Below are 14,681 nucleotides of genomic sequence, written 5' to 3'. Positions count from 1 at the left end.
TTTCCTCCCAGTGCACGTGTGCCATCGCCCGACGCCGAGCCGGCCGACCGGCACGTCAGCGCAGGGCAGGCACGGACGGACAGGGAGGCGCGGGTGGCGCACGTCGAACTCTCACTCTCGGGCGCGTTCGTGCCGCAGGCACGGACCCCGGCCGAGGCCGAGTTCGTCGGCGGCATCGACCGGTGGGCGTCCACCGTGACGGCCGCGGCCGAGCCGTGCCTGGTCATCGACGTGACGTCCCGGATCCTTGCGATCTCGCCGTCGTGCAGTGAGCTGCTCGGTCTCGGCGCCGCCGCCGACGCGGTGGGTCAACCGCTGCTGGGTGGTGCGCTGCGTCTGATCGACTTCACCGCGGGCGCGGGCGAGCTGTCCGAGCCCGAGGTGGAGAAGATCCCGCCGCTGCTCGCCATCCGCAGCGAGCGCCTGGCCCGCGGCCTCATGCGGATGCGGCCCACCAGCGACTCCGCACACCTGACCGTCGACGCGATCGCCACGCCGCTGTGGCAGGGCGGCCACGTCGTCGCGTCGCTGACGTTCCTCTCCGCGGTCCGGTACTGACCGGAGTGGGGACCGGATGTCCCGTTGTGGCGATCAACGCACCCGCTGGGCATTGGGGGATGCCGACGGGGAACGTACTCTTCCCTCATGTTGGATCTGGAGCTGCTGCCGGAGGAGTACGCGGTCTGTCGGCTCCCCGCCGGTTCCGCCCTGCCCACCGCATTGAGCAGCGGACCGGACGACAAGGGCGTCATCTCGGTGACCTGGTCGCCCGACGAGCTGTCCGTCATCTGCCCGGCCGACCGGGTGCCCGCCGACGCGGTCGCGGAGACGCCGTGGCGCTGCCTGCGCGTGGTCGGCCCGCTCGACCTGGCCCTCACTGGCGTACTGGCCTCGCTGATCGGCCCGCTCGCCGACGCCCGGGTCAACATCGTCACGTTCTCGACGTACGACACGGACTACCTGCTGGTCCCGACCGTCCGGCTGCGCGAAGCCATGGACACGCTCACCGCGGCCGGGCACCGCATCGCCGGCTGATCCATCGACCGTCATGAGGCCCTACGATGGGGCCGTGGCACGCCCTCGCGTACCCCGAATCGTCCCCCGGCTGGCGCTCAGCGTGATCGTGGCCGCTCTGGCCGGCTGCTCCGGGGCACCCCCGCAACCGTTGCCCACCGCGCCGCCCGGGGCGCCCGGTGGGGCCAGCGCGCCGCCGTCGGCACCGGCGTACCCGTCGGCAGGTCCGCCCGGTGCGGGTGTGCCCGGCGGACTCCCGAGTGCGGGTGTGCCCGGCGGAGTGCCAGGTCCAGGTATGCCCGGTGGACTGCCCGGGTCGGGCCTGCCGCCCGGCGGCCAGCCGAACGGCGTCCCACCGGTATATCCGGCGCCCCCGACCCACCCGGCGGCGACGCCACCGCCTGCCACCACCACGCCGCCACCGGCAGCGGCACGGCCGTGCACGAACGGGCCGGCCGGGCCGCAGGTGCTGGCACTGATCCAGGGCAAGCCGGGCATCCCGGACGCCCCGCTCAAGGTCGCGGAAGGGCCGTTCTGCGCCTCGTCCTGGCAGTTCACCACGGTGCGGCTGGCCAGTGAGGACGCACAGCAGGACGAGCCGCTGTCCGTGGTCAGCCAAGGCGATCCGAGTGCGTTGAAGCTCGTCGAGGCAGGGGCGGACGTGTGCAGCGACCGGATCCAGGCCGAGGCGCCGCCCGGCATCCGCGTCCGCGCCTGCGGATTCTGACGTCCACCCCGAGGCCCGCGCGGTCGCGCCTCGAGGGCCCGAACGGTCGCGCCTCAAGAGCCTGCGTGGTCGCGCTTCTGGGCCCGGCATGGTCGCGCTTCGATAGCGCCCGGTAAGTCCGGAATGAGCGTAACGTTGGTCGCGGGCGACCAGGTCCTGCCCGCGCCGCCGTGGCCGCCATCCCGGCACACAGGATGCGCCTGGCGAAGGGACATCGCGATGAGCAGGGGAACCCGGGCCCCCTCCGACGGCGGCCCCGGCTCCCGGCGCAGCCAGCTCGCGGTCATGCCGGCGCTCGTGACGACCGGCCTGGCCGTGATGAGTCTGACCACCCAGCCGCACATGCTGACGTTCGGCGTGATCGCCCTCGGGCCCTGTCTTGCCGCCGTGTCGGGCACCCCGGTCGTGGTCGCCTGCATCGGCGCCTACGCGACGACCCTGGTCATCGCGGTCTCCACGTACCAGGGCCTGTGGGCCACACCAGACCAGATCCTTCGGCTGGGGGTCACGATCGCGGCCACGATCATCTGCTGCATCATCGCCCACCATCGCCGCCAGCTCGAACAACGCGCCGCCGACGCCGTGCGGGACCAGATGATGCTCGCGGCGGTCCTGGAGGCGTCCACCGACGCGGTCTACACCGCGACCCCCGACGGGACGATCACCACCTGGAACCACGGGGCGGAGGAGATCTACGGCTACCTCAGCGCCGACGCGGTCGGGCACAGCATCGAAATGCTCGCCCCGCTGGAGGAGGCTGCAGCATTGGTCACGCTGTTCGGCGAGGTGGCGAAGGGCGAGCGCAGCGAACAGATCGAGGTCACCCGGGTACGCAGCGACGGCGCCGTGTTCGACGTGTCCGTCATGATCGCCCCGGTGCGTGACGGCGGGAAAGTCACCGCGGTGGCCTCGATCGAGCACGACATCACCGCCCGCAAACGCGCGGGGGCCAAGGAGCGGGCCGCGCTCGAACGTACCCAGACGGCGCAGCGCCTGGAAAGCCTCGGCCAGCTCGCGGGCGGCATCGCACACGACTTCAACAACCTGCTCGCCATCATCGTCAACTACAGCCAGTTCGCCGCGGAGCAGATCTCCCCCGACAACGAGGCACGCGACGACATCGCGCGGGTCCGCCGGGCCGCCGAACGCGCCAGCCGTCTCACCCAACAGCTGCTGGTCTTCGCCCGCAGTGAACGGACCGAGCCCGCCATCATCGACCTCAACGACGTCGTCCGCGAGGCCACCGATCTGTTCTCCCGCACCATGGGCGGCCACATCCAGCTCGTCACCCGGGCGGCCGACACCCCGACCACGATCATCGCGGACCGCAGCAGCATCGACCAGGTCATACTCAATCTCGTCATCAACTCCCGCGACGCCATGCCCGACGGCGGTGTGCTGGTGATGGAGGTCGACCACGTCGAGATCGGCCCGGACGAGGTCGGGTACCAGCCGCCGCCGCTGCCCGGCCGATACATCCGGCTGACCGTCAACGACACCGGCACCGGCATGCCCCCCGAGGTGGCCAACCGGGTTTTCGAGCCGTTCTTCACCACCAAGGCGAAGCACGAGGGCACCGGGCTCGGGCTGGCCACCGTGTACGGCATCGTCACCGACGCCGGGGGCAGCATTCGGATCGTCTCCGAGCTCCAGGTGGGCACGACGTTCTCGCTGCTGTTCCCGGCCGCCGAGGTGTCCGACCATCCGGCCGACACGGACGCGTCCGGACCCGCGAGCTCGGGCAACGGCGAACGCGTGCTCGTGGTCGACGACGACGAGACCGTCCGCGAACTCATGGTGCGCATCCTCGACCGCAACGGGTACAAGCCCGTGTCGGCCGCCGATCCGGAGTCCGCGCTGATCCTGGCCGAGGAGCCGTTCGACCTGCTCCTCACGGACGTGCTGATGCCGCAGATGTCGGGGCCGGAGCTGGCGGAGCGCTTCAAGCTGCGACAGCCGGACGTCCCGGTGCTGTTCGTGTCCGGCTACACCGACGGGCACGCCGGGGTGAAGCGCGCGGCCGGCGGGCTGCTGCTGCACAAGCCGTTCACCACCGAGAGCCTGCTGGGCAGTGTGCGGGACGCGCTCGCCGGCGTACCGAGCCACCACTGAAACGCCCTTCACTAAGCTGGGCGCATGCCGGGAACCCCGCCGACCCGATTCGTCTACCTCGGTCCCGAGGGCACCTTCACCGAGCAGGCGCTGCGTACGATTCCCGCCGCGGAGCGCGGCACCCGGACCCCGGCGCGCAGCGTCCCGGAGGCGCTCGACGCGGTGCGGGCCGGGGAGGCCGACGCCGCGCTCGTGCCGCTGGAAAACTCGGTGGGCGGGGCCGTGCCGGTCACGCTCGACGAACTGGCCACCGGCAGCCCGCTGGTGATCACCCGGGAGATCGTTCTGCCGGTGGAGTTCCAGCTCGCGGCGGCGCGGCTGATCCCGCTGCACGAGATCCGTACGGTCGCGGCGCACCCGCAGGCGTCCGCCCAATGCCGCGCGTTCCTGCGTACCCATCTGCCCGACGCCGGCGTCGTCGACGTGCTGTCCAACGCGGCCGCCGCGGTCAGCGCCGCGGCGGGTGAGTGTGACGCCGCGATCTGCGCCCCGATCGGCGCGCCCCGGCACCGGCTGACCGTGCTCGCTGACAAGATCGCCGACCGGCCGGACGCGGTCACCCGGTTCGCTCTGGTGTCCCGGCCCGCCCCGCCCGGCGCCCCCACCGGCGACGACATCACCTCACTGGCGGTCTCGATCGCCCACGACCGGGTCGGCGCGCTGCTGTCCGTACTCACCGAGCTGGCCGTCCGTGGCATCAACCTGAGCCGCATCGAGTCCCGCCCGACCGGCGAGCAGCTCGGCATCTACGTGTTCTTCCTCGACTGCACCGGGCACGTCGCCGAGGCGCGGCTGGGCGAGGCCCTGCAGGGCCTGCGCAGGATCTGCGCCGACGTACGTTTCCTCGGCAGCTACCCGCGGCATCGATGGTCGTCCGCCGCACCGGAGCCGCCACCGGTCACCCAGGCCGGGCTGTCCAATCACGACTTCGCCGACAGCGCGGCCTGGTTGGCCCGCCTCCGCTCCGGGGAACCAGCCTGAGGCTGCGCGGTCGTCAAGTTCCGCCCGGCGCGCCGGGCACGAAACACCCCGCCCGCGGCGTTCCGGAGAACACCACGAGCGGGGTGGATGGAATCGTCAGCCGAGCAGGCCGCCCAGCAGGCCGCCCTGCTGCTGCTGGCCCTGAGCGGCGCCGGCGAGGCCACCGGCGGGCTCCTCGGACGGCTGGACCACGACGAAGCCCTGGCCCGCGAAGCTCATCGTGAACCGCTCGCCGGTGCTACGGCCCAGCAGCGTGCCGAGGCCGAGCTGCTCCGCGCGGTGGTAGCCGGTCTGCAGGTTCGCCGACCAGCAGATCGCGGCCTGCGGGTCCACGTACGTGGGCTGGTCCACGCTCAGCACGACCGGGGTGCCCTTGGTGGTGACGGCGATCCGGCCGTGCCCGGAGAAGACGCAGTTGAACAGGCCCGCGTTGGACATCATGCCGGCGCCCTGCACCATCTTGATGTCGTACTGCAGGGACGAGTCGAACGCGAGCACGTTGGCGCCGTTGATCGACAGGTGGTCGCCGGGCTCCAGGTCGATGAGGTGGATGTCGGCGGCGCGCTCGGCCAGGAACACGTCACCGCGCCCGCTCACCCGCATCAGCGGTACGCCCTCGCCGGTCAGCTTCTGCTTGAGGAACTTGCCGAGGCCGCCCGAGCCGAGCGCCTCGAACTGGACCTGCCCCTGGTACGCGACCATCGACCCGGTACGGGCCATGAACTCGCCGTTCAGCTCCGCCTTGAGCAGTTTCGAGTTCTGCAGGCGCAGACCGGGCTGGGCCGACTCCTTCTCGAGGTTGTCCGCCGAGAACAGGTCACTGCGCATTTGGGGGGCCCTCCTGATGTTGGTGTGCGACCCAGCGTAGAAGCAGGTCACAACACCGTCACCGGCCGTTCAGCCCCAACCCAGCTCATGCAGGCGGTGGTCGTCGATGCCGAAATGGTGCGCGATTTCGTGCACGACCGTGATCGCCACCTCGTCGATGACGTCCGTTTCCGAGTCGCAGACGTTCAGGGTCGGGCGGCGGTAGATCGTGATCCGATCCGGCAGGACGCCGGCGTAATCCCAGCCGCGCTCGGTGAGCGCGTGTCCCTCGTACAGGCCGAGCAGGTCCTCGGCGCCGTCCGGGGGTGCGTCCTCGACCAGGATCACCACGTTGTCCATGAGGTTGAGCAGCTCGACCGGGACCTCGTCGAGCGCCTGACCGACCAGCTCCTCGAAGCGTTCACGGCTCATCTCGACGGGCACAGCGCCCATTGTGCGTCATCCGGGCACACACGGACACGATCGGCGCGGCCGGTGCGGTCGGGTGTCCGACAGCCGCACCGGCCGGTCGCCGGATCAGGACAGCGTGGCGTTGAGGCTGATCTCGGCGCCGGGGGAGAGCAGGCGCGAGATCGGGCAGTTCTCCTTGGCCCCGAGGGCGATCTTCTGGAACGTGCCGTCGTCGATACCCGGCACGTCGCCGACCGTCTCCAGGTCGATCCGGGTGACCGTCATGCCGGCGTCCGTCTTGTCCAGGTGGACCTTGGCGGTCGTCTCGACCGAGGTGGGCGTGAAACCCGCGTCGGCAAGGCCTTTGGAGAACGCCATGGAGAAGCATCCGGCGTGCGCGGCGCCGATCAGCTCCTCGGGGTTCGTCCCCGCGCCCTCCTCGAACCGCGACGCGAAGGAGTAGTTGCCGGACAGGCCACCCTTGCCGGTCTTGATCGTTCCGGTGCCTTCGGTGAGGTTGCCGGACCAGCGGGCTGATGCAGTGCGAATAGGCATGTACCAGACGCTAGTCCATTCCGGTGTGCTGGCCGCCGAGGCCGGGGCCGGGCCATGATGGATCTCATGTCGTCGGAGCCGCAGCCGGGGGTCGTCGAGTTCGGCCCGGACGGCACCGCCGTGCCGGGGCGCCGTCGCCGGCACCTCACGGACTGGGCCGCCGGTCTGGTCGCCGACCGTCGACTCGTGCCGTTGGCCGCCGCGCTCGGCGGCGTCGCCCTGTTCGCGTCGCTGATGTCCGAGTGGCAGGTCACCGCGGTGGACGCCACGGTCTTCGGGGACGGCCAGGTGGGCGCCAAGCCGGTGCCCGCGACGGTGGCGGACCTGGGCGCGTGGGGCGGCGGCTACCTCGCCGGGCTGTTCCCGCTCGGCGCCGCCGTCGCTCTCGTGCTGTTCGGGCCGCGTCCCGGCCGCCGGTACGCCCGTCTGGCCGGGCTCAGCGCCGCCGGCATTCTGCTGGCTCTGCTCGCCGGTGTGGCGGCTCACCTGCGCCACGCGAGCGGGGTCCTCGGGCCGGTCTTCACGGTCCAGCTCGGCGACGACCAGATGCATCTCACGTACGGGCGGGGAATCTGGTGCGCGCTGTTCGGGGTCGCGGCGGTCGCGCTCGCCCTGTACCTCGCGGGCCGGCACCTCGACCCGGCCGGGCAGCCGGAACCGGGCCCCGCCGAAGCCGAACCGGCCGCCCCCGCGGTGTGGTCGTGGCGGCGGCCCCGCGCCGGCGAGGAGGTCGACGGCCCACCGGACGCGCCGATCGGCCTGACGGTGACGGCCGCCCAGCCGCTCCCGCCCGGTGCGGCGGAACGCGACGAGCCGACCTGATCGGGACAGCGGGCGATATAGGGCTGAACGCGTGCCGGGGCCGCCGGTAGGCTCACCTATCGTGATTGACCTGCGTCTGCTCCGCGAGGACCCTGAGCCGTTCCGAGCCAGCCAGCGCCTGCGCGGCGAGCCCGCCACCGCGGTGGACGACCTGCTGCGCGCCGACGAGGAGCGCCGGGCCGCCACCCAACGTTTCGAGGCGGTCCGGGCGGAGCAGAACTCCCTGGGCAAGCAGGTGGCGAAGGCCGCCGGCGACGAGCGGGCCGCGCTGCTCGCCCGTACGAAGGAACTGGCCGCGGAGGTGAAGACGGCCGAGGCCGCCGCGACCGACGCCAACCAGGCGCTGCGCCGGGCGCAGATGGCCGTGCCCAACCTGGTGGAGGACGGCGTGCCGCCCGGCGGCGAGGACGACTTCGTGGTGCTGCGCGAGGTCGGGCAGATCCCGGACCTCCCCGAGCCCAAGGACCACCTGGAGCTCGGCGAGGGACTGCGGGCGATCGACACCGAGCGCGGGGCGAAGGTGTCGGGTTCGCGGTTCTACTACCTGACCGGGGTGGGTGCGCTGCTGCAGCTCGCGCTGCTGCAGATGGCCATCCAGCAGGCGGTCGAGCACGGCTTCACACCGTCGATCACCCCGGTGCTGGTCAAGCCCGAATCGATGGAGGGTACGGGCTTCCTCGGCGCCCACGCGAGCGAGATCTACCGGCTGGAGGCCGACGACCTGTACCTCGTGGGCACCTCGGAGGTGGCGCTCGCGGCGTACCACTCGAACGAGATCCTGGATCTGGACGGCCCGCAGCGGTATGCGGGCTGGTCGTCGTGTTTCCGGCGGGAGGCCGGGTCGCACGGCCGGGACGTGCGCGGCATCCTGCGGGTGCACCAGTTCGACAAGGTCGAGATGTTCTCGTTCTGCCGCCCAGAGGACGCGCAGGCGGAGCATCTGAAGCTGCTGGCGATGGAGGAGGAGATGCTCGCCAAGGTCGAGATCCCGTACCGGGTGATCGACGTGGCGGCGGGTGACCTCGGCACCAGCGCGGCCCGCAAGTACGACTGCGAGGCGTGGGTGCCGTCGCAGCAGCGCTACCGGGAGGTCACCTCGACCTCGAACTGCACGACGTTCCAGGCGCGGCGGCTCAACATCCGCTACCGCGACTCCGACGGCAAGCCGCAGACCGTGGCCACGCTCAACGGCACGCTGGCCACCACCCGCTGGCTCATCCCGATCCTGGAGAACCACCAGCGGCCGGACGGCTCCGTGCAGGTGCCCAAGGCGCTGCAGCCGTTCCTGGGCGGGCGCGACGTGCTGGAGCCCGTCCGGTAACTGGATCGAAATCTTGCGGCCACCAAACGTGATGGTCGCAGGTGGCAGGCTGGGTGTAGCCTTCACCTTCCGCCCTCCGCGGGGGTTTTGGACCCTCGGAGGTAGAGATGGTCAAGCCCGGCTTGCCGAAGCTCATCGCGACCGATCTCGACGGCACGCTGGTGCGCAGCGACGACACCGTGTCCGCGTACACCCATGAGGTCCTCGACCGGGTCCGCGCGGCCGGCATCCGGGTCGTCGGCGCCACCGGGCGCGGTCCCCGGCTCACCGGCCTCACCCGCGGAGACATCCGCGCCGCGGAATACCTCGTACTCGCCCAGGGCGGCTGGGTGGTCGACCACAGCGACCCCGACGTGCCGGTGACGCTGCACACCCGCCGGTTGTCCGGGCGCGCCCTGGCCGCGGTGCTCGCCGACCTCGAGGCCGAGGTCGGGCCGCTGTCGGTGCTGGTCGAGGCGCTCGACTACGACGACGCCCCGCTGTGGGGCGACCGGGACCCGACGTGGCGGTACCCGGTGGTGATCGAGGAACGACCCCGCGAGGTATGCGTGGCCGTGGACGTGATCAAGGCGTTCGCGCGGTGCGCCGACCGCGACGTCGACGACCTGCTCGCCGCCGCCCAGCGGATCGTGCCGCCGGAGGTGGCGTCGATCACGCAGGCCGGGATGAATTTCATCGAGATCTGCCCGCCCGGCGTGGACAAGGCGTCCGGTCTGGCCGTGGTCGCGCATTCGGTCGGCGTCGATCCCGCGGACGTGCTCGTGTTCGGGGACATGCCCAACGACCTGCCCATGTTCGCGTGGGCCGGCTGGGGGCGGGTCGCGGTCGCCAACGCCCACCCGTCGATCCTCGCCGCTGCGGACGAGGTGACCCTCACCAACGACGCCGACGGGGTCGCGGTGTTCCTGGACCGGCTACTGTCGAGGTGATGTCCGCCCCGGTACGCCTCGTCGCCTCCGACATCGACGGCACCCTGATCCGCTCGGACGGCTCGCTCAGCCCGCGTACCGCCGAGGTGCTCGACCGGCTGATCCACCAAGGCGTACCCACCGTGCTGGTCACCGGGCGGCCGCTGCGCTGGCTGCGCCAGCTCTACGACCAAATGGCCGAACCGCTGCCCGCGGTCTGCGCGAACGGCGCGATCGTCTACGACCCCGACACCGACCATGTGCTGCGGTCCGCGCCCCTGGACGTCGAGCTGCTGCTGGAGGTCACGAAGAAGCTGCGGGAAGCGATCCCGGACGTCGCCCTCGCGGTCGAGGTCGAGGACGGCCGCAAGTTCTGGTACGAGCAGCGGTGGCCGATGACCTGGGAGGCCGAGCACCACAACGTCCGAGTCCTGGCCACGCCGGAGGAGCTGACCACGCTGCCCGCGGTGAAGCTGCTGGCGCGCTCCGCGACCCACCCGCCGGACAACTTCTACATGCTGGTCGGGCACACGCTCGGCGGGCTGGCCGAGGCCACCCACTCCTCGTCGTCCGCGCTGGTGGAGATCTCCGCGGCCGGGGTGACCAAGGCGGCCGGGCTGGCCTGGCTGTGCGAACAGGAGGGGTTCACGGCCGCCGACGTCGTCGCGTTCGGGGACATGCCCAACGACGTACCGATGCTGAGCTGGGCGGGCCGGTCCGTGGCGATGGGCAACGCCCACCCCGCCGTTCGTGAGGTCGCCGACGAGGTGACGCTCACGAACGACGAGGACGGGGTGGCGGCGTACTTGGAGCGGCTCTTTTCCCTCTGAACCCTCAGAGGTACTGGCCGGTGCTGTGGCCGGTGCCTTCGCCTTCGGCGCCGGGGGCGCCGGGCATGCCGGGGAGGACGCCGTTCGGGCCCATCGGCAGGGCGGGGCGGCCGGAACGCATCTGCTCCAACTGGAGACGGGCCGCCATCTGCTGGGCCACCAGGGCCGCCTGGATGCCGTGGAACAGCCCTTCCAGCCAGCCGACCAGCTGGGCCTGGGCGATGCGCAGCTCGCTCTCGCTGGGCGGGGTGTCGCCGTTGAACGGCAGGGACAGCCGCTCCAGCTCCTCCTGCAGCTCCGGCGCGAGCCCGTCCTCCAGCTCCTTGATCGAACGCTGGTGGATCTCGCGCAGCCGGCCGCGGCTCGCCTCGTCGAGCGGGGCGGCGCGGACCTCCTCCAGAAGCTGCTTGATCATGCTGCCGATGCGCATGACCTTGGCGGGCTGCTCGATCAGGTTGCCGGGGTCCTCCGGGCTGACGCCGCCGTTCGCGTCGACCGTGCCCATCGGGCGGCCGTCCGGACCCACGACGATGACGGAGCCGTCGTCACTCTTCTCAGGGGTGGGGGTGTCGTCGGTCATGCGATCCATCTTCCCGCACGCCCGCGACCTATTCGCCGCGGGCGTCACGCCTCCGCCACCACCCGGACCCGTACGATGAGACCCGCAGGGCTGAGGGGGTCGATGGTACGGACATTCACCGCCGCGGTGCACCAAGAGGACGACTGGTACGTCGCCCGTTGCCTGGAACTCGAGGTAGCCAGTCAAGGGGAGACGCTGGACGCGGCCCTCGCCAACCTGCGCGAAGCCGTCGAGGTGTTCCTCGACGAGGCGGCGGCGCCGACCATCGAGGCAACCCCGCTGGTCACCTCGTTCCAGCTGGACGGGCGTTGATCAGGCGCGGAGTTCGGCCACGGCGCACTTGACGCTGCCGCCGCCGCGCTTGAGCTCCGACAGATCGACCGTCACCGGGTGGTAGCCAGCTGCCTGCACCTTGTCGGCCATGCCGGTCGCCTCGGTGTTGAGCACCACGTTGCGGCCGTCGCTGACCAGGTTGAGCCCGAACGCCTCCGCGTCGACCCGGTCGGCGATCACCGCGTCCGGGAAGAGCTGGCTCAGGACCCGCTGGGAGGCGGGGGAGAACGCGTCCGGGAAGTACGTGACGTTGCGGTCGTCGAGCGCGGCCAGCGCCGTGTCGAGGTGGTAGTACGCGGGGTCGACCAGCTTCAGCGACACCACGGGGCGGCCCAGGACCTCCTGCGCCTCGGCGTGCGCGGCCGGGTCGGTGCGGAAGCCGTACCCGGCGAGGATCATGCCGCCGTACGCCCCGGGCAGGTACGCGAAGTCGCCCTCGCCCTCGTTGACGAACGCCGGGTCGGCGAACCGCCACGCGCCCTGGGCGTAGAAGAGCTGGTGGAAGGCGGCCTCGGCGGCGCGCTGCGGGTGCTTGAAGCGGGCGCCGTACACGGTGCCGTCGACGGAGAACGCGCCGTTGGCCGCGAACACCATGTCGGGCAGGCCGGGCTGGGCGTCGAGCACGTGCACCTGGTGGCCGAGTTCGGCGAGGGTGTCGTGCAGGAGCCGCCACTGCTTGAGAGCCAGCACCGGGTCGACCGGAGCGGTGGTGTCCATCCAGGGGTTGATGGCGTACTCCACCGTGAAGTGCTCCGGCGGGCACATCAGATATGTCCGGGTACGCGGCATCCGCTCCGTGTGACTCATGAGGTAAAGGGTAGGTAGGCTGGGAGCAACGAAACAGGTCGAAGCCTTGCTCGTCGGAGACGAATCGTTGCAGATGGACGCCGTAGACCAGCGAATCATTGCGTTGCTCGTGAATGACGCACGCGCGTCCTACGCCGAGATCGGGGCAAAGGTGTCCCTGTCGGCGCCGGCCGTCAAGCGGCGCGTCGACCGCCTTCGATCCAGCGGTGTGATCAAAGGGTTCACCACGGTCATCGAGCCGGCCGCCGTGGGCTGGACCACCGAGGCGTTCGTCGAACTGTTCTGCACCGGCCGGACGACTCCCGCGCAGATCACGGTCGCCACCCGGCGGCACCCCGAGGTGGTCGGGGCGTACACGGTGTCGGGGCAGGCGGACGCGCTCGTGCATCTGCGCGCCGCCGACATCGGCCACCTGGAGCAGGCGCTCGAACGGCTGCGGGCGGAGCCGTTCGTCACCTCGACCCGCAGCATGGTCGTGCTGTCCCGGCTCGTGGAAACCCCCACCCCGGTGCCGGCGCCGGCACCGAGCTGAGCGGAACCGGGCGGGGGCGCCCCACGTCCCACCGACATGCCTGCCCCACGCTGGACCCGACTCCTGCTCTGCGGCGCCCTCGCCGCCACGGCGCCTCTCACCGGCTGCACCGCACAGCCCACGCCGCCCCGGCCCACCGGCACCGCCGCGGCCGGGAGCCTGCGGCTCGTCGCGTTCGACTCCTGTGACCAGCTCCTGAACGACCTGCGTACGCACGCCAAGAAGGCGGTGGGGCCGTGGGGATTCCCCGGCTCTGGCGGCGGCCGTCCCGAGGTGCTGGACATGGGCGGCGCCCGTACCGCGATGAAGGACGCCGCGCCCGTGCCCGCCGCGGCCGCGCCGCACTCGACCACCAACAACCACGAACAGGACGCCGACGAGCCGGACATCGTCAAAACGGACGGCCGGCGCATCGTCACCGTCTCCAACGGCACGCTGCGGGTGGTCGACGCGGCCAGCCGTACCGTCACCGGGCGCCTGGACCTGGGCGTCAACGGCGAGACCGAGTTGCTGCTCGCCGGGGACTCCGCCCTTGTCCTGGCCCGCGCCGCCTACCTGGCCGGGGAGATCGACCATTTCGCGCCGCCCATGCAGACCCGGGCGCAGCTCGTGCTGGTCGACCTGCGCGGCACCCCACGGGTGGTCAGCCGCTACACCGGCGACGGCGCCCTGGTCGACGCCCGCCAGACCGGCACGGTCGCCCGGGTGGTGCTGCGTTCCACGCCGGCGATCGCGCTGCCGCAGCGGCCCGACGCGGCGGAGGACGACCGGATCGCCGCCAACCGCAAAGCCGTCGGACAGGCCCCGCTCGGCGCGTGGCTACCGGACTGGTCCGTCACGACGGGCGCCGACACCACGTCCGGCCAGGTCGGCTGCGACCGGGTCAGCCGGCCCGCTGACTTCTCCGGTACGTCGCTGGTCACGGTCCTGACGTTCGACCTGACCGCACCCGCCCTCACCGACGGCGACCCGGTCACGGTCGCGGCCGACGCCGACACCGTGTACGGCACCGGCACCAGCCTGTACCTGGCCGGTGATCAACGCTGGCGGCTCGACATCTGGCCCGGCCGCGCCCCGAAACCCACTTCCGTCCCGCAGCACACCGACATCTACCGGCTGGAGCTCACCGGCGCCGAAAGGCCCCGGTACGCGTCCGCCGGCTCCGTCCCGGGTCAGCTCGTCAACCAGTACGCGCTGTCGGAATGGGACGGGCACCTGCGCGTCGCGACGACCGACGACAACGTGGCCACCTCCGCGGTGCGGGTACTGGAACAGCGCGGCGGCACGCTCACGCAGGTCGGCGTCGTGGACGGGCTCGGCCACGGCGAACGGATCTACTCCGTCCGGTTCATCGGACCGCGCGGCTACCTGGTCACGTTCCGGCAGACCGACCCGCTGTACGCGGTCGACCTCGCCGACCCCGCGCACCCCGCGGTGACCGGCGAACTGAAGATCACCGGTTACTCGGCGCACCTGCAGCCGGTCGGCGACGGCCGGATCGTCGGCGTCGGTCAGGAGGCGGACACCGCGGGACGGGTGTCGGGCACCCAGGTCTCGCTGTTCGACACGTCGAACCCGGCCCAGCCGCGCCGTCTTGCCCAGCGCCACATCGCGGGCGGGCAGTCCGAGGCGGAGTGGGACCCGCACGCCCTGCTGTGGTGGCCGGCCACGCAACTGCTCGTGGTGCCGGTCACGACGTACGACCCGCGGGCGCGCACCCAGCCGGACGCGTCCGCGCTGGCGCTGCGGGTCACCGACACCGGGCTGACCGAGGTCGGGGCGATCACCCAGCCGCGGGTCGCGGACGGCACCGCGCCCACCGTACGGCGCACCCTGGTGGTGGGCGACGTGCTGTGGACCATGTCCGACAGCGGGCTGCAGGCGTCGAATCTGTCCACGATGGACCGCCTGGCGTGGCTCCCCAATGGATGATCCGCGGCG

At 71.7% G+C, this 14,681-nt stretch carries 17 protein-coding genes; 12 read left to right on the top strand and 5 right to left on the bottom strand.

All coding sequences use genetic code 11. The annotated features are described in order from the left end of the window. Positions 1-93: 93 nt before the first annotated feature. From ACMCNK_RS21825 to pheA, 5 genes are all read left to right on the top strand, one after another. Positions 94-558, top strand: a complete 465-nt coding sequence (locus ACMCNK_RS21825) for a hypothetical protein (RefSeq protein ID WP_412738239.1) — start codon at positions 94-96, stop codon at positions 556-558. Between the two features lie 87 nt (positions 559-645). After that, a complete protein-coding gene (locus ACMCNK_RS21820; protein WP_412738238.1) occupies positions 646-1,035 on the top strand; it encodes an ACT domain-containing protein in 390 nt (129 codons plus the stop codon). A 34-nt stretch (positions 1,036-1,069) separates the two neighbouring features. Further along, a complete protein-coding gene (locus ACMCNK_RS21815; protein ID WP_412738237.1) occupies positions 1,070-1,741 on the top strand; it encodes a hypothetical protein in 672 nt (223 codons plus the stop codon). Between the two features lie 219 nt (positions 1,742-1,960). After that, positions 1,961-3,853 carry a PAS domain S-box protein gene (locus tag ACMCNK_RS21810; protein WP_412738236.1) on the top strand — a complete coding sequence of 631 codons (1,893 nt, stop codon included), beginning with the start codon at positions 1,961-1,963 and terminating at the stop codon, positions 3,851-3,853. A gap of 24 nt (positions 3,854-3,877) precedes the next feature. Continuing rightward, entirely contained in the window at positions 3,878-4,834 is a 957-nt protein-coding gene (gene pheA, locus ACMCNK_RS21805) for a prephenate dehydratase (protein ID WP_412738235.1), read from the top strand. Positions 4,835-4,930: 96 nt separating this feature from the next. Here pheA and ACMCNK_RS21800 read toward each other — a convergent pair whose 3' ends face one another. The 3 genes from ACMCNK_RS21800 to ACMCNK_RS21790 all read right to left on the bottom strand — a co-directional run bounded on the left by ACMCNK_RS21800 (position 4,931) and on the right by ACMCNK_RS21790 (position 6,607). After that, positions 4,931-5,662, bottom strand: a complete 732-nt coding sequence (locus tag ACMCNK_RS21800; protein WP_412738234.1) for an AIM24 family protein — start codon at positions 5,660-5,662, stop codon at positions 4,931-4,933. A 69-nt stretch (positions 5,663-5,731) separates the two neighbouring features. Continuing rightward, positions 5,732-6,094: a metallopeptidase family protein gene (locus ACMCNK_RS21795; RefSeq protein WP_412738233.1), complete on the bottom strand. Its 363-nt coding sequence runs from the start codon at positions 6,092-6,094 to the stop codon at positions 5,732-5,734. A gap of 84 nt (positions 6,095-6,178) precedes the next feature. After that, on the bottom strand, positions 6,179-6,607 hold the full coding sequence (locus ACMCNK_RS21790) for an OsmC family protein (protein WP_412738232.1): 429 nt from the start codon (positions 6,605-6,607) through the stop codon (positions 6,179-6,181). 66 nt (positions 6,608-6,673) lie between these two features. Between ACMCNK_RS21790 and ACMCNK_RS21785 the strand changes: the two genes are divergently transcribed. The 4 genes from ACMCNK_RS21785 (at position 6,674) to ACMCNK_RS21770 (ending at position 10,488) form a co-directional block, all read left to right on the top strand. After that, positions 6,674-7,429 carry a hypothetical protein gene (locus ACMCNK_RS21785; protein ID WP_412738231.1) on the top strand — a complete coding sequence of 252 codons (756 nt, stop codon included), beginning with the start codon at positions 6,674-6,676 and terminating at the stop codon, positions 7,427-7,429. Positions 7,430-7,490: 61 nt separating this feature from the next. Next, positions 7,491-8,750, top strand: a complete 1,260-nt coding sequence (gene serS, locus ACMCNK_RS21780; RefSeq protein ID WP_412738230.1) for a serine--tRNA ligase — start codon at positions 7,491-7,493, stop codon at positions 8,748-8,750. A 107-nt stretch (positions 8,751-8,857) separates the two neighbouring features. Next, positions 8,858-9,679, top strand: a complete 822-nt coding sequence (locus ACMCNK_RS21775) for an HAD family hydrolase (protein ID WP_412738229.1) — start codon at positions 8,858-8,860, stop codon at positions 9,677-9,679. Continuing rightward, positions 9,679-10,488 (top strand): HAD family hydrolase, encoded by an 810-nt coding sequence (locus ACMCNK_RS21770; protein WP_412738228.1) that lies wholly within the window; start codon positions 9,679-9,681, stop codon positions 10,486-10,488. Before ACMCNK_RS21775 ends, ACMCNK_RS21770 begins: the two co-directional genes overlap by 1 nt. A 4-nt stretch (positions 10,489-10,492) precedes the next feature. Here the strand turns inward: ACMCNK_RS21770 and ACMCNK_RS21765 are convergent, their stop codons facing one another. Next, the gene (locus ACMCNK_RS21765) at positions 10,493-11,068 is read right to left on the bottom strand and encodes a bacterial proteasome activator family protein (protein WP_412738227.1); all 576 of its coding nucleotides are present in this window, start codon (positions 11,066-11,068) and stop codon (positions 10,493-10,495) included. A 102-nt stretch (positions 11,069-11,170) separates the two neighbouring features. On the opposite strand from ACMCNK_RS21765, the gene ACMCNK_RS21760 reads away from it, so the two are divergent. Then, complete coding sequence (locus ACMCNK_RS21760; RefSeq protein ID WP_412738226.1) at positions 11,171-11,380, top strand: type II toxin-antitoxin system HicB family antitoxin; 210 nt, start codon at positions 11,171-11,173, stop codon at positions 11,378-11,380. Here ACMCNK_RS21760 and ddaH read toward each other — a convergent pair whose 3' ends face one another. Next, entirely contained in the window at positions 11,381-12,208 is an 828-nt protein-coding gene (ddaH, locus tag ACMCNK_RS21755) for a dimethylargininase (protein ID WP_412738225.1), read from the bottom strand. A gap of 67 nt (positions 12,209-12,275) precedes the next feature. On the opposite strand from ddaH, the gene ACMCNK_RS21750 reads away from it, so the two are divergent. Then, entirely contained in the window at positions 12,276-12,740 is a 465-nt protein-coding gene (locus ACMCNK_RS21750; protein WP_412740945.1) for an Lrp/AsnC family transcriptional regulator, read from the top strand. 36 nt (positions 12,741-12,776) lie between these two features. After that, positions 12,777-14,672 (top strand): beta-propeller domain-containing protein, encoded by a 1,896-nt coding sequence (locus ACMCNK_RS21745; RefSeq protein WP_412738224.1) that lies wholly within the window; start codon positions 12,777-12,779, stop codon positions 14,670-14,672. Positions 14,673-14,681 lie beyond the last annotated feature (9 nt).

This window comes from Krasilnikovia sp. MM14-A1259 (assembly GCF_047159535.1).
Classification (GTDB): domain Bacteria; phylum Actinomycetota; class Actinomycetes; order Mycobacteriales; family Micromonosporaceae; genus Actinoplanes.
This window is presented reverse-complemented; position numbering and strand designations above follow the sequence as displayed.